Here is a 14,451-nt window from a genome sequence, read left to right as displayed (position 1 = left end):
CGTGTGCATATTCCCACTCCGCTGCGCGGACGGACGGCCCGGCGTTGACCGGCGCCGGCGGGGCGCAGCTCCTCGCGATTAGTGACCTGCACGTCGGATACTCCGCCAACCGCGAGATCGTCGAGCGGATGCGGCCGGAGACGGACGAGGACTGGCTGATCGTCGCCGGTGACGTCGCCGAGCGCTCCACCGACATCATCTGGGCGCTGGCCACCCTCAAGAAGCACTTCTCCACCGTGCTGTGGCTCCCCGGCAACCACGAGCTGTGGACGCCGCCCGACGACCCCGTCGCCCTCCGCGGCGAGGCGCGCTACCGCCACCTGGTAGACGAGATCCGCCGCCTCGGCGTCATCACCCCGGAGGACCCGTACCCCCTGTGGGAGGGCCCTCGGGGGCCGGTCGCGGTCTGCCCGCTCTTCCTGCTCTACGACTACACCTGGCGCGACGGCACGCCCGGGGCCGGCACCAAGGAAGAAGCCCTCGCGCAGTCCCGCGAACTCGGCGTCATCTGCACCGACGAGAGGTTTCTGCACCCCGACCCGCTGCCCGGCCGCGACGACTGGTGCCGGGCCCGGGTCGCCGAGACCGCCCGCCGCCTCGAAGCGCTCGACCCCGCGCTGCCGACCGTGCTCGCCAACCACTGGCCGCTGCACCGCGAGCCCACCGCCATCCTGCGCTACCCCTCCTTCGCCCTGTGGTGCGGCACCGAACTCACCGAGGACTGGCACGTACGCTTCCGCGCCACCGAGGTCGTCTACGGCCATCTGCACATCCCGCGGATCATCTGGCGCGACGGCGTGCGCTTCACCGAGGTCTCGCTCGGCTACCCGCGCGAGTGGGGCGCCCGCGCGACCGGCCCCGCCGGGCCGCGCCGCATCCTGGCCGGGCGCCAGGAGGCCGGCCGGTGATCGAGCACCTGGTGCCCAAGTCCGTACGGACCCGGGCCGCGTACGGCGACGAACTCGACCACGTCCCGCTCTACCCGCAGGAGGCTGTGAGCGTCGCCAAGGCCGTGCCCAAGCGGCGCGCCGAGCACGCCGCCGGACGGGCCTGCGCCCGGGCCGCGCTCTCGGCCCTCGGCCATGAACCAGGGCCGATACCGCGCGACGCCGAGCGGGGCGCGCCCGTCTGGCCGACCGGCATCGTCGGCAGCATCACCCACTGCGACGGTTACCGGGCGGCCGCCGTCGGCCGCGCGACCGACGTCCTGGCGATCGGGATCGACGCCGAGCCGCACGGGCCGCTGCCCGACGGGGTCCTCGACGTCATCCTCGCCACGCCCGAGGAGAGGGCGGCGCTGGCCGCGCTCGCGGCGGCGGTACCGCAGACGCGCTGGGACCGGCTGCTGTTCAGCGCGAAGGAGACGGTCTACAAGGCGTGGTACCCGTACCACCGCCGCATGCTCGGCTTCAAGGAGGCGGAACTCCTCTTCACCCGCGACGACGGCGCGCCCGACCGCGGCTCCTACACCGCCCGTGTCCTCCTCCCCGGCCCCCTGCTGGCCGAGGGCGTCGGCCCGGCGCTCTTCACGGGCCGCTGGATCGTCCGCGACGGCCTGGCGGCCACGGCCATCACGGTCCCGGCCGACCCCGCGCCCTAGCAGGCGCGGCGGGCGGTGCACCCGCGAGCCGGCGTCCGGCCGGCGGGGCCGTTGGGGTCGCAGTGGGTCGGGGCGGGGAGAATTACGGGTGCCGGGGCGGGGGCGGCCTCGTAGCCTCGGGGCCATGCGACACGTCCCCGCCCTGCTGAACGTCATCGATGTGGAAGCCACCTGCTGGGCGGGACAGCCGCCGCCCGGGTCGGTGAACGAGATCATCGAGATCGGCCTCACGGTCGTCGATGTCGGGGCACGGTGCCGGGTGTCCAGGAACCGCGTCCTGGTCCGCCCCAGCCGCTCGACGGTCAGCGCCTTCTGCACCGAACTGACCGGACTGACCCAGGCCGAGGTGGCACGCGGAGTGCCCTTCGCCGAGGCGTGCCGGATCCTCGCCGAGGAGCACGAGGCGGCGGAACGCCCCTGGACGAGCTGGGGCGAGTACGACCGCAGACAGTTCGCCCGGCAGAGCCAGGCGGACAACGTGGCCTACCCGTTCGGCTACCCGACCGAACGCGGCCACACCAACGCCAAGGCCGTGTTCACCGAGGCCCACGGGCTGCGCAGGAAGCCCGGCATGAGCCACGCGCTGCAGATCGCCGGACTGCCGCTCGAAGGACGCCACCACCGCGGCGAGGACGACGCGTGGAACATCGCCGCGCTCGTGCTGGACCTGGTGGAGCGCGGGGCGTGGCCGGACGCGGCCTCGACAGGCCACGTCGGCTGAGCGCACCCGGCCGGCGGGCGCCGCGTCCACGCGGGTCCGCTCCCGGGTACGGCTCAGGACCCGCAAGCCCCCTCACGGTCCCTGCGGCTACGCCGACTCGCGCCGCACCAGCGTCGTCTTGAAGATCACCGACCGCGTCTGCTGCGCGGGATCGTCGATGAGGGCCATGAGCAGCCGTGCCATCTCCGCGGCCATGTCCTCGACCGGCTGCCGTACGGTCGTCAGCAGCGGGCGCGAGGCCAGCGCCGCGCTGCTGTCGTCGAAACCGACCACCGCCACGTCGTCGGGCACCCGGCGGCCCTGGTCGCGCAGCACCAGCAGCGCGCCCTGGGCCATCAGGTCGTTGGCGACGAACACCCCGTCGGTGTCCGGGTGTTCGATCAGCAGCTGCCGCATCGCCACCTCGCCGCCCTCCTGGGTGAAGCTGCCCTCGACGCTCGGCACGTAGGCGTAGCCGTGCTCGGCCATCGCCTCGCGGAAACCGGCGAGCCGGTCCTGCCCGGCGGGGGAGTCGAAGGGGCCCGCGATCGTGGTGATCCGCCGGCAGCCGCGCGACAGCAGATGCTCCGCGGCCAGCTTCGCCCCCGTCTGCTGGGCGACGTCGACATAGCTGATCGGGATCGGCGTCGAGGGACGCGCGAAGAGCACAGTCGGCATCCCGGCCTCGGTGAAGAGGAACGGCAGCGGGTCGCCGGGCGCTATCGAGACCAGCACCACGCCGTCGATGTGCTCCTGCCGCATATTGGCGACCATGTCGTGCCGGACGTCCTCGGAGTCCGCGAGCATCAGCACCGGGTGCACCCCGCGCGGCCGCAGCACGGTCAGCAGGCCGCCGACCACCCGGCCGAAGAAGGGGTCGCTGAAGATCTGCCCGAGGAAGGGGTCGTTGGCCGCGTGGTGGTCGGGTACGGAGAAGACCAGGGCCACCGAGTCGGCGCGGCGGGTGACCAGTGAACGCGCCGCGCGATTGGGGATGTAGCCGGTGGCGACGACCGCCTCCTGGACGATCTTCTGGATCTCCGGGTCGACATTGCGCGTCCCGTTGACCACCCGGGACACCGTGGCCCGTGACACGCCCGCGGAGCGCGCGACGTCTTCCAGAGTGGGCAGGCGGGGTCCGCCGGGACGGCTGCTGGTCATGCTGCCTTTATACCACGCAGGGAGAGCGCTCTCCCGTTGATACCGTCGGACAATCCGCAGATGGGGCGGGGTACGGCGGCCCCCCACAGGCCACCGCGCCCCACCCCGGACTCAGGGCCGGAGCCCCGCCCGTACGAGCGGAGGGCGACTCAGGCGTAGACGCCGAACTCGTACAGCGAGTAGCCGTACGCCGTCCCGCGCTGGGTCAGATTCACCCGCACATACCGCCCGGACGCGTTGACGTCGACGGTGTCGACGCCGCCGCTCCCGGTCGTCGTGGAGTACACGGTCGTCCACGTACTGCCGTTGTCCGATACCTGCACCTGATACGACTTCCCGTACGCGGACTCCCAGCCGAGCTGGATGTGCTTGACCGCCCGGGACTGGCCCAGGTCGACCTGGATCCACTGGGGGTCGCTCCACTCGCTCGCCCACCGGGTGTTCCAGTTGCCGTCCGTCGCGTTCGACGGCGGGAACGGCGCGCCGTTGCCGGTCGCCTGGTACGTGGAGGCCGTCGTCGGCCGGCCGAGCGCCACGTTCGTGCCGCTGACGGTCGGCGCGACCACCCGGAAGGACTTGGTCTCGATACCGACGTTGCCGTGCCCGTCGTACGCGTAGACGTAGACCTTCCACACACCGAGCGTCTTGGGCGCGGTCGCGGTGAAGGTGCCGTTGCCGGTCTGGGTGAAGTCGACCTGGTTCAGGCCGGTGCCGCCGTCGACGTACTTGTGCGAGTACATCAGCTGGTAGCGGATGAGGTCGCCGTTCGGGTCGCTCGCCGACGCCGTCACGTTGAAGGTGCCGCCGGCCGGGACCGCGCCCGCGTTGCCCACCGACAGCGAGCTGATCACGGGCGGGGTGTTGGCCTGCGGCGAGCCGCCGAAGTCCTTGGCGACCGAGTAGTACGCCAGCCGCTTCCAGCCCGCGGGCAGCACGTTGAACCACACACCGCCGAAGTCGTTCTCCTGGCCGTAGTTGAACATCGTGGCGCCCAGCGCGACCCCGGTGTGCCCGGCGATGCAGTTCCACGCCGAGAGGTAGCCGTCACGCATCTGGGTGTCGGTGGGCTGGGTCGGCACACCGTTCGCGTCGTTCGGCACCTCCCACTCGCCGGCGTCCCCGGACTCGGTGACGATGTACGGCTTGGTGTAACCGCCGTTGATCCAGTCCTGCTTGACGTTGCACACCGCGCCGTAGGAGTTGACCGCGTACAGGTCGAGCGACGGCGTGTACTGCTTGTAGTACGGCCACGCGCCCGTCCACGCGTCGGTGGACGTCACCGGGTGGTTGGGGTCGATCGCGTGGATCGCCTGTGTCACCTGCTCCACGAACTTCGCGTAGGCGATGCGCTGCTGCTCGATCTGGTCACCGGAGTAGTGGTCCTGCGTGGTGAGCAGCACCTCGTTGCCGACGTCCCACATCAGCACACCCGGGTGGTTCTTGTAGGTGGTCACCCAGTTCTTGATGTCGTTGAGCGTGTTGTTCTTGTACGCGGTGTCGTTGACGTAGTCCGCGCCCTGGTTGAGCCAGAAGCCGCTGACGACCTTGAGCCCGTAGGCGGCGGCCGAGTCGAGCAGCGGCTTGCTGCTCGCGTCGGTGCCCCAGGTGCGCAGGGTGTTGACGCCCATCGACTTGAGGTCGCGCATATGGGCGTCGGCGGTGGCGGCCGACGGACCCCAGGTGACGCCCTTGACCTGCCAGGGCTTGCCGTCCACGGTCAGCTGCCAGTTGCCCTGGCTGCCGGTGACGTGCACATTGCTGGCGCTGCCCGGCACCGCCGGGTCGGTCAGCGGGGCCGGCGCGTTGCCGGTGGTCTGCGAGACCGTGACGTTGTCGATGCTCAGCGCACCGCCGGAGGAGGTGTCGTCGGCGGGCGAGGTGCAGCCGCAGACGGCGTTGGGGTAGGAGCCGCCGATCCGCAGGCTGAAGTCGACATAGACGCCGTGGTGCACGGCCGCGTTCCAGGTGGCGACGCCGACCTGGGACTCGTTGACCTGCCAGACCTGCTTGTTGTCGAGGTACCAGCGGATCTGCTCGTCGGAGGTGGTGCGGTCGATCACCTCGGAGTACGTGTGGTAGCCGGTCTGGCAGCCGTCGCAGGAGGCCAGACCGCTGGTCAGACCGTTGTACTCGGCGCAGTTGCCGTCCGGCGCGGTGCCGCAGTGCAGGGTCGCGGAGAGCTGGCCGCGGCCGTTCACGTCCTCCATGATGTCGCTCTCGCCGACGGCCGGCCAGGCGGCGGTGTTGCCGCGGTAGGCGGCGCCCATCGCCCGGAAGGACGGCCAGTAGCCCAGCGCCTTGGCCGGGTTGGGCTGCTTGAGCGTCGCGGAGATCTGCAACTGGCCGCCCGCGGGGGCGGTGAAGTCGCTGCGCTTGGACTCGATCCGGCCGGAGGTCCAGGAGTTGCCGGACTTGAGAGCCGTCAGGTTGAGGTGGCCGTTGCCGTCCAGGCCCACATTCGCGGTGGAGTTGGTGGCCGTCTCGACCTCGCCGGTGCCCCACTGGGCGGCGCCGCCGGGGTAGGCGGTGCCGGTGTCGATGATCCAGTTGCCGCCGTCGGGCGAGGTGTTGGCCCCGCCGTTGAAGTCGTCGCTCCACACGGTGGACCAGTTGCCGGGCGGCGGGGTGCCTGTACCGCCGGTGGTGGAACCCCCGCCGGTGGCACCGCCGTTGGTCGTACCGCCGTTGGTCGTACCGCCGTTGGTCGTACCGCCGTTGGTCGTACCGCCGTTCGTGGTGCCGCCGTCGCCGCCGGTCGTCCCGGCGGTGCCGTACACCTGGAACTCCCACAGCGAGTAGCCGTAGCCGTTCACCCGCTTGGTGCCGTACATGCGGACATAGCGGCCGGAGCCGCTGACGTTGAGGGTCTGCGCACCGCCGGGGCCGGTCGTGGTGTCGTAGACCGTGGTCCAGTGGGAGGCGTCGTCGGAGACCTGGAGCTGGTACGAGGTCCCGTAGTTCTCCCAGTTGAGCACCACCTTGCTGAGGGTCGAGGTCTGGCCGAGGTCGACCTGGATCCACTGGGGGTCGCTCCAGGCGCTGGCCCAGCGGGTGGCGGCGTCGCCGTCCACGGCCGCGGAGGCGGGGTAGCCCGCGCCTTCGAGGCTGGAGGCGGTGGCCGGCTTGCCCTGGGAGAGCAGGGAGTCGGCGGCGTGCGCGGTCGTGGTGGGGACGGCCAGCGCGTACAGCGCGAGGCCCACGGCCAGCAGCGTCAGCAGGGCGACGCGAAGGGGCGGGGGGAGGGATCCGAGCCGGGCGGTCCGTGAGGGTGAGGCTCTCATGCCGTTGCTCCTGCGGGGGGAGGAAGGAGGGGGAAGGGCGGAGGCTGAGGGATCTGAGAGATCTGAGAGATCTGAGGGATCGAAGGGGGCGGAGGAGAAGGGGGAAGCGGGGGAAGCGGGGGTGAAGGTGCGGAAGGGGAACAGGGAGCGAGCGGGCGGCTCCGGCGACGGCGTCGGACTGGGAGAGCGCTCTCTCGATCGCCCCGATGGTTGCCGCTGGGTTTCCGGGGTGTCAAGGGATCGGACACGGATGGGGGGTGAGTGAGTGGTCGCAGAGCGGGAAACGCCCCAAATGCCAGGCGTGCGGCGGCGAATGGGCGGCGCCGGAGCCCGGATCGGGGCTGCGGGGGTTGACAGGCGGCGGCGGGCCGGTGAAGGTACCGGACATCGGGAGAGCGCTCTCCCATCGTCGGGTCCAGCACTTCGCACGCCCGGCACAGCACCTCCCGTCACAGGTCGAGCCGGGGCAGCCATCCGCCCCGGCTCGCCGACTCACCGAGAATCCGAGGACACCCATGCGCCGCGACTCAGGAAACAGACCCGGAACCCTGCTCGCGGGAGGCGCGGCCGCCCTGGCCGTCGCGCTCCTGGTCACCGGCTGCGGCGGCGGCAGCTCGTCGAAGTCCGCCGCCAAGGACGACCCCGACGCCAAGGTCACCCTCACCGTCAATCTGTTCTCGGACTTCGGCTACAAGGAGCTGTACGCCCAGTACCACAAGCTCCACCCCAACGTCACGATCAAGGAGAACCGCGCCGACATGGGCGCGCACCACCAGAATCTGCACGCCCACCTGGTGGCCGGCAGCGGTACCGCCGACATCGAGGCGATCGAGATCGGCCAGGTGGCCGGCTTCCAGTCGCAGGCGAGCAAGTTCGTGAACTTCCTCGACCACGGCGTCGACAAGAACCAGTGGGTGCCCTCCAAGACCGCCCCCGCCTCCAGCCGGGACGGCTCCTCGCTCTTCGGCCTCGGCACCGACATGGGCGGCCTGGCGCTGTGCTACCGCGCCGACCTGTTCCAGAAGGCCGGGCTGCCCACCGACCGCACCCAGGTCTCCGCGCTGCTGTCCAGCTGGGACGCGTACTTCGCGACCGGCAAGCAGTTCCTGGCCAAGAGCCCGGACAAGAAGGCCAAGTGGTTCGACGCGGGCAGCAATGTCTTCTCCGCGATGACCGCCCAGGACGCGCAGGCGTTCTACGACGCCGACGGCAAGGTCATCGCGACCACCAACCCCTCGGTCAAGACGGCCTTCGACGCGGTCAGCGGCGCCATCAAGGACGGCGAGTCCGCGGGCATTGCGGCCTTCACCCCCGCCTGGGACACCGGTTTCCGCAAGAGCCAGTTCGCCACCGTCACCTGCCCGGCGTGGATGAGCTACGAGTTCAAGGCCAACCCGCCCACCGACGGCGGCACGTGGGACATGGCCTCCATCCCCGGCGGCGGCGGCAACTGGGGCGGCTCGTATCTGACGGTGCCCACGCAGGGCAAGCACATCGACGCGGCGGTCGACCTGGCCAAGTGGCTGACCGCGCCCGCCCAGGAGGCGTGGCTGTTCAAGACCAAGGGCTTCTTCCCCTCCGACCAGGCGCTGTGGAGCCAGCCGGACATCGCGAACCTGACCGACTCGATGTTCAACAGCGCGCCCACCGGCAAGCTCTTCTCCGACTCCGCCAAGAACCTCAACCCGCAGCCGCTCGGCCCGCACGGCGCCGACATCGGCAACATCTACGGCAACGGCCTGGTCTCCGTCGAGCAGGGCAAGGCAAGCCCTGACAAGGCGTGGTCCAACTCCAACGCCGAGATCAAGAACATCGGCGAATAGCGTGGCAGTCTCCACCGGCCCCGCGCCCGCCGCCCGCGCGAGCGCGCCGACCCCCGCCCGGGACCCGTTCCGGGCGGGGGCCCGCTGGCACCGCACCGAGCGCCGTGTGTCGCCGTATCTCTACATCGCGCCGTTCTTCCTGGTCTTCGGCGTCTTCGGGCTCTTCCCGCTGCTCTACACCGCGTATGTCTCGCTCACCGGCTGGCGGGCCGACACCGACGGCAGCGAGCACACCTTCGTCGGCCTGGCCAACTACCGCGCCCTGCTGCATGACCAGTTCTTCTGGAACGCGCTCAAGAACACCCTCGGCATCGGGCTGCTGTCCACCGTCCCGCAACTGCTGCTCGCGCTCGGCCTGGCCCATCTGCTCAACTACCGCCTGCGCGGCCGTACGTTCATCCGGATGGGGGTGCTGCTGCCCAACGTCACCTCGGTCGCGGCCGTCACCATCATCTTCGTCCAGCTCTTCGGGCGGGACTTCGGCCTGGTCAACTGGTTCCTCGGCCTGTTCGGGGTACCGCACACCGACTGGCAGGCCGGCACCTGGTCCTCCTGGATCGGCATCTCCACCATCGTCACCTGGCGCTGGACCGGCTACAACGCGCTGATCTACCTCGCCGCGATGCAGGCCGTCCCGTTCGAGCTGTACGAGGCCGCCGCGATCGACGGCGCCAGCCGATTCCGGCAGTTCCGCTCGATCACCGTCCCCTCGCTGCGGCCGACGATCCTGTTCACCGTCATCACCTCGACCATCGGCGCCCTGCAGATGTTCGGCGAGCCACTGCTGTTCAGCGCCAGCCAGACCCCGATGGCCGGCGGCTCCCAGCACCAGTTCCAGACCATGGCGCTCTACTCGTACGACCAGTTCTGGGGCAAGTTCAAGTACGGCTACGGCGCCGCCATTTCCTGGGCCATGTTCCTGGTGATCGTCGTGATCGTGGCCCTCAACTTCCTGCTCGCCCGCCGTATGAACGGAGTTGAGGCCTCGTGAGCGGCCTGACCCTGACCGGCCGCGGCACCGCGCGCGCCGCGCGCCGCAGCCGGCGGGACCGCCAACTGTCCGCCGGTAGAGGCGTGTACGCGGTGCTCGCCGTCGTCGTCGTGCTGTCCGTCTTCCCGCTGTACTGGACGCTGGTGGCCGCCTCCCGCGACAACGCGGCACTCAGCCAGGTGCCGCCCGCGCTGCTGCCGGGCAGCCATCTCTTCCACAACCTGCACCGGGCCTTCGGCGAGGCCGACATGCAACTCGCCCTGGTCAACTCGCTGATCGTGGCCGGTACGGTCACCGTCTCGGTGGTGATCACCTCGACGCTGGCCGGATTCGCCTTCTCCAAGCTCCGCTTCCCCGGCCGCGGACCGCTGCTCGGCGCGGTGGTGGCCACCATGATGGTCCCCACCCAGCTCGGCATCATCCCGCTCTACATCATGATGGCGAACTGGCTGCACTGGGCCAACCATCTGCAGGCGCTGATCGTCCCGGCCGCCGCGAACGCCTTCGGGGTGTTCTTCATGCGGCAGTACCTGGTCTCGGCCGTCCCCGACGAACTCCTCGACGCGGGACGGGTGGACGGCTGTACGACCAGGGGCCTGTACTGGCACATCGCGCTTCCCGCCGCCCGCCCGGCGATGGCGGTGCTCGGCATGCTCACCTTCATGGCCAGCTGGAACGACTTCTACTGGCCGAAGGTCGTCATGACCCAGCAGAACCCCACCGTGCAGCTGTCGCTGTCCGAACTGGCCAGCGGCTACCTCCAGGACTACTCCCTGGTGCTCACCGGTGCGCTCGTCTCCAGCCTGCCGATCATTGCGGTCTTCCTGTTGATGGGTCGTCAGATCCTGGACGGCATCATGCAGGGAGCCATGAAGGGATGACCATGATCACCCCCGCGCCCGTGCCCCCGCAGCGGCCCGACGCAGCGGCCCCCGCGCTCACGTCCGTGCCCACGTCCGCCGGACCCGGCCCGGCGGCGCCCGCGCTCTCGCCCGCCGAGCTCGACGCACTCGTCGCCAAGCTCGACCTGCCCGCCAAGGTCCGGCTGCTGTCCGGCGCCACCTCCTTCCGGCTCCAGGGGGAACCGGCCATCGGACTGCGTTCCATCGGTGTGTCCGACGGACCCGCGGGCGTACGCGGCGAGCGCTGGGACGAACGCGACACCTCGCTCGCCCTGCCCTCGCCCACCGCGCTCGCGGCGAGCTGGGACGACGGCCTCGTCGGCGAACTCGGCGCCCTGCTCGCCGCCGAGGCCCGCCGCAAGGGGATCGGCGTGCTGCTCGCCCCGACCCTCAATCTGCACCGGAGCCCCGGCGCCGGACGGCACTTCGAGTGCTACTCCGAGGACCCGCTGCTGACCGCGCGCACCGCGGTCGCCTACATCGGCGGTGTCCAGGGCGGCGGGGTCGCGGCGACCGCCAAGCACTACGTGGCCAACGACTCGGAGACCGATCGCCTCACCCTGGACGCCCGGGTGGACGAACGCACCCTGCGCGAGCTGTACATGGCCCCCTTCGAGGCGGCGGTACGGGCCGGGGTGTGGGTGGTGATGTCCGCGTACAACGGGGTCAACGGCCGCACGATGTCGGAGAGCGCTCTACTGGCCGAGCCGCTCAAGGGGGAGTGGGGCTTCGACGGCGTGGTGGTCTCGGACTGGGGCGCGGTCCGCTCGACCGAGGCCGCGGCGCTGGCCGCGCAGGACCTGGCGATGCCCGGGCCGCATCCGCTGTGGGGCGAGCCCCTGATCGCGGCCGTGCGCGAGGGCCGGGTGCCGCCGGAGGCGGTCGACGACAAGCTCCGCCGGATTCTGCTGCTCGCGGCCAGAATCGGCGCGCTCGAAGGGGCTCCCGAGCCCGACACCGGGACACCGCCCGCCGACCCGCTGGGCCTGCTGCGGCGGGCGGTCGCGGCCGGCAGCGTGCTGCTGCGCAACGAGGACGGGCTGCTGCCACTGGCCGCGGAAGGCGCCTCGGCCCCGCGGCGGATCGCGGTCATCGGCCCCAACGCCGCGGCCGCCCGCTTCCAGGGCGGCGGCAGCGCGGCAGTCTTCCCCGAGGCGGTCGTCTCACCGCTGGAGGGCATCAGGGAAGCGCTCTCCGGCAGCGGCGCCGAGGTCGTCCACGCCGAGGGCGTCGTCCTCACCACCCGTCCGACCCCGCTGCACACCGGCAACGCCCGCGACCCGCGCTCGGGCGAGCCCGGCGTGCTGGTCCGCTACCTCTCCGCCGACGGCACCGAGATCCACGCCGAACACCGGCTCAGCGGCCGCATCCTGGAGTCCGGCGACGCCCCAGAACTGGCCGGCACCGCGGCCGCCGTCGAGGTCAGCGCCCGTGTCACGGTGGATGTGACGGGGGAGTGGCGGCTGTCGGTGGTCGGCCTCGGCGCGGTCGCGCTCAGCGCCGACGGGGACAAGCTGATCGACACCTACGTCGCGCCCGAGTCGCAGGACCCCACCTATGTGCACGTCACGCCGTCCTTCCGCACCGCCGCCCGGCAGGTGACCGCGGGCGACGAACTGCTGCTCGTCGCCACCCGGCACTGGGAGGCCGAGCACGGCTTCGCGGTGGCGCTGGCGGCCGACCCGCCCCGGCGCGACGAGGACGCGCTGCTCGCCGAGGCCGTCGAGGCGGCCCGCGGCGCCGACACGGCGGTCGTCGTGGTCGGCACCACCGACGAGATCGAGAGCGAGGGCTTCGACCGCCCCTCGCTGGCGCTGCCCGGCCGTCAGGACGAACTCGTCGCCGCGGTCGCCGCCGCCAACCCGCGGACCGTGGTGATCGTCAACTCCGGCGGACCGGTCGAACTCCCGTGGCGGGAGAGCGCTCCCGCGGTGCTGCTCGGCTGGTTCCCCGGCCAGGAGGCCGGACACGGCCTGGCCGACGTGCTGTTCGGCCGCGCGGAGCCCGGCGGTCGGCTCCCCACCACCTGGGGAGCGCTCTCCGAGGGCGCCCCCCTGCCGTCCACCACCCCGGTGGACGGGGTGCTGCGGTACACCGAGGGCCCCTACATCGGCCACCGCGCCTGGCGGCGGGCCGGCGCCGAGCCCGCCTACTGGTTCGGGCACGGCCTGGGCTACACGACCTGGGCGTACGAGAGCATGGAGGTGGTCACCGGCGAGGTCGGCGCCGAGCAGGGCGCCCTGGTCCGGGTGCGGGTACGCAACACCGGTACGCGCGAGGGCCGCGAGGTCGTCCAGCTCTATCTGACCACCGGACCCGACGACCACGACGACGGCGGACCGCGGCTGGCCGGATACGCGGCCGTCCGCGCCGAGCCCGGTGGACAGGCGGTCGCCGAGATACGGATCGACCCGCGCACCCTCCAGCGCTGGTCGCCGCAGGACGGGACCTGGCAGCCGCGCCCGGGCCCGTACACCGTGCACGCCGGTCCCTCGGCCGCTCGGCAACCGCTCTCCGGGCCGCTGGCCCTCTGACCCCGGGAAGTCCCGATCCCGGAGAAATGGGCGCCCCTTGTGCCTGACCGCGAGGGGCGCCCCCCGCATGGGGGGATTGATCACCTGTACGAGGGGCCCTTAGGGTCGACGCGACCCGGTAACACCTCCGATGTATCAGCAGAGGTCGTGGCCCCATGCCCATGCAGCCCTGGTTCCCCGACGCCAAACTCGGCATCTTCGTCCACTACGGCGTCTACGCCGTCGACGGCGTGCCCGAGTCCTGGTCGTTCTACAACGGGCAGCTCACCCGCGAGCAGTACATGAGACAGCTCGCCGGATTCACCGCCTCCTCGTACGACCCCGGCGCCTGGGCCCGGCTGTTCGCGCGGGCGGGCGCGCGCTACGCGGTGCTGACGGCCCGTCACCACGACGGCGTGGCCCTGTGGGACACCGCGCAGGACGGCCTGTCGGTGGCCCGCGACACCCCGGCCGGCCGCGACCTGATCGCCGGATACGCCGACGCGCTGCGCCAGCAGGGCCTGAAGGTCGGTCTGTACTACTCCCACTCGGACTGGTCGCACCCCGACTACCCCACCGTCCGCCATCCCCACCCCGACCCGCACGAGGCGCCGGTCAACGACATCCGGTTCAGTACCCCCGAGCCCGGCGCCGAGGACCCGGCCGCCTGGCGCCGCTTCCTGGCCTACCGCGACGCGCAGGTGGCCGAGCTGACCACCCGCTACCGGCCGGACCTGCTCTGGTTCGACGGCGAGTGGGAGCGCTCCGAGGAGCAGTGGGGGATCGACGAACTCGCCGACCGGATCCTCGCCGTCAACCCGCGCACCGTGCTCAACGCCCGCATGCTCAGCCGCGGCGACTACGCCACCCCCGAGCAGGGCGTACCGCTCCAAGCCCCGGACGGGCCCTGGGAGTTGTGCCTAACGGTCAATGACTCCTGGGGTTACCAGGCACAGGACGACCACCACAAGAGCGTCGGCCGGCTCGTCCGCTACTTCGCCGAGACCATCGGCGCGGGCGGCAATCTGCTGCTGGACGTCGGCCCCCGCGAGGACGGCACGATCATGCCCGAGCAGGCCGCCCGGCTGGCCGGTCTCGGCGACTGGATCGCCCGGCACACCCCGGCGGTCTACGGCACGGTCGCCGGACTGCCCGCGGGCCACCACTACGGCCCGAGCACGCTCTCCGCCGACCACCGCACCCTCTATCTGACCTGCTTCGACGTACCGCGCGAGACCGTCTCGGTACGCGGCCTGCGCAATCAGGTGCACCGGGTCTCGGTGGTCGGCACCGGCACCGAGCTGCGCCACCGGGTCACCGGCGGCCACGGCCAGGTGCCAGGTGTGCTGTGGATCGACGCGCCGCCCGCCGACGACCTCGACGGGCACGCCACCGTCCTCGCCCTCGAACTCGACGGCGAACTCGACCTCTACCGGGGCAGCGGCCGGGCCTGACCCGACGGGCCGACCGTTTCCCGCCC

10 protein-coding genes and 1 pseudogene are annotated in these 14,451 nt (G+C 71.5%); 8 read left to right on the top strand and 3 right to left on the bottom strand.

Annotated features, from left to right (window positions below; genetic code table 11):
- Positions 1–44: 44 nt before the first annotated feature.
- From OHA30_RS01745 to OHA30_RS01735, 3 genes are all read left to right on the top strand, one after another.
- Positions 45–908, top strand: a complete 864-nt coding sequence (locus tag OHA30_RS01745; RefSeq protein WP_328911985.1) for a metallophosphoesterase family protein — start codon at positions 45–47, stop codon at positions 906–908.
- Entirely contained in the window at positions 905–1,600 is a 696-nt protein-coding gene (locus OHA30_RS01740; protein ID WP_328911984.1) for a 4'-phosphopantetheinyl transferase family protein, read from the top strand. Before OHA30_RS01745 ends, OHA30_RS01740 begins: the two co-directional genes overlap by 4 nt.
- Positions 1,601–1,724: 124 nt before the next feature.
- Positions 1,725–2,321 carry a 3'-5' exonuclease gene (locus OHA30_RS01735; RefSeq protein WP_328911983.1) on the top strand — a complete coding sequence of 199 codons (597 nt, stop codon included), beginning with the start codon at positions 1,725–1,727 and terminating at the stop codon, positions 2,319–2,321.
- A gap of 87 nt (positions 2,322–2,408) precedes the next feature.
- Here OHA30_RS01735 and OHA30_RS01730 read toward each other — a convergent pair whose 3' ends face one another.
- The 3 genes and pseudogenes from OHA30_RS01730 to OHA30_RS33860 all read right to left on the bottom strand — a co-directional run.
- Complete coding sequence (locus tag OHA30_RS01730) at positions 2,409–3,461, bottom strand: LacI family DNA-binding transcriptional regulator (RefSeq protein WP_328911982.1); 1,053 nt, start codon at positions 3,459–3,461, stop codon at positions 2,409–2,411.
- Positions 3,462–3,610: 149 nt separating this feature from the next.
- A complete protein-coding gene (locus tag OHA30_RS33865; protein WP_405786172.1) occupies positions 3,611–5,299 on the bottom strand; it encodes a galactose-binding domain-containing protein in 1,689 nt (562 codons plus the stop codon).
- A 957-nt stretch (positions 5,300–6,256) separates the two neighbouring features.
- Positions 6,257–6,742, bottom strand: a pseudogene (locus tag OHA30_RS33860) (discoidin domain-containing protein); the annotation flags it as partial.
- Positions 6,743–7,257: 515 nt separating this feature from the next.
- On the opposite strand from OHA30_RS33860, the gene OHA30_RS01720 reads away from it, so the two are divergent.
- The 5 genes from OHA30_RS01720 to OHA30_RS01700 all read left to right on the top strand — a co-directional run bounded on the left by OHA30_RS01720 (position 7,258) and on the right by OHA30_RS01700 (position 14,425).
- Positions 7,258–8,565 (top strand): ABC transporter substrate-binding protein, encoded by a 1,308-nt coding sequence (locus tag OHA30_RS01720; protein ID WP_328911980.1) that lies wholly within the window; start codon positions 7,258–7,260, stop codon positions 8,563–8,565.
- 1 nt (position 8,566) lies between these two features.
- The gene (locus OHA30_RS01715) at positions 8,567–9,556 is read left to right on the top strand and encodes a carbohydrate ABC transporter permease (RefSeq protein ID WP_328911979.1); all 990 of its coding nucleotides are present in this window, start codon (positions 8,567–8,569) and stop codon (positions 9,554–9,556) included.
- Positions 9,553–10,437: a carbohydrate ABC transporter permease gene (locus OHA30_RS01710; RefSeq protein ID WP_328911978.1), complete on the top strand. Its 885-nt coding sequence runs from the start codon at positions 9,553–9,555 to the stop codon at positions 10,435–10,437. Before OHA30_RS01715 ends, OHA30_RS01710 begins: the two co-directional genes overlap by 4 nt.
- Positions 10,434–12,992, top strand: coding sequence for a glycoside hydrolase family 3 C-terminal domain-containing protein (locus tag OHA30_RS01705; RefSeq protein ID WP_328911977.1), 2,559 nt, complete (start codon positions 10,434–10,436; stop codon positions 12,990–12,992). The genes OHA30_RS01710 and OHA30_RS01705 overlap by 4 nt, the downstream gene beginning before the upstream one ends.
- 155 nt (positions 12,993–13,147) lie before the next feature.
- A complete protein-coding gene (locus OHA30_RS01700; protein WP_328911976.1) occupies positions 13,148–14,425 on the top strand; it encodes an alpha-L-fucosidase in 1,278 nt (425 codons plus the stop codon).
- Positions 14,426–14,451: the final 26 nt, after the last annotated feature.

Source organism: Streptomyces sp. NBC_00223 (genome assembly GCF_036199905.1).
In the GTDB taxonomy this organism is placed as follows: Bacteria; Actinomycetota; Actinomycetes; order Streptomycetales; family Streptomycetaceae; genus Actinacidiphila.
The sequence above is the reverse complement of the archived record's forward strand: the minus strand, read 5'-3'. Positions and strand labels throughout refer to the sequence as shown.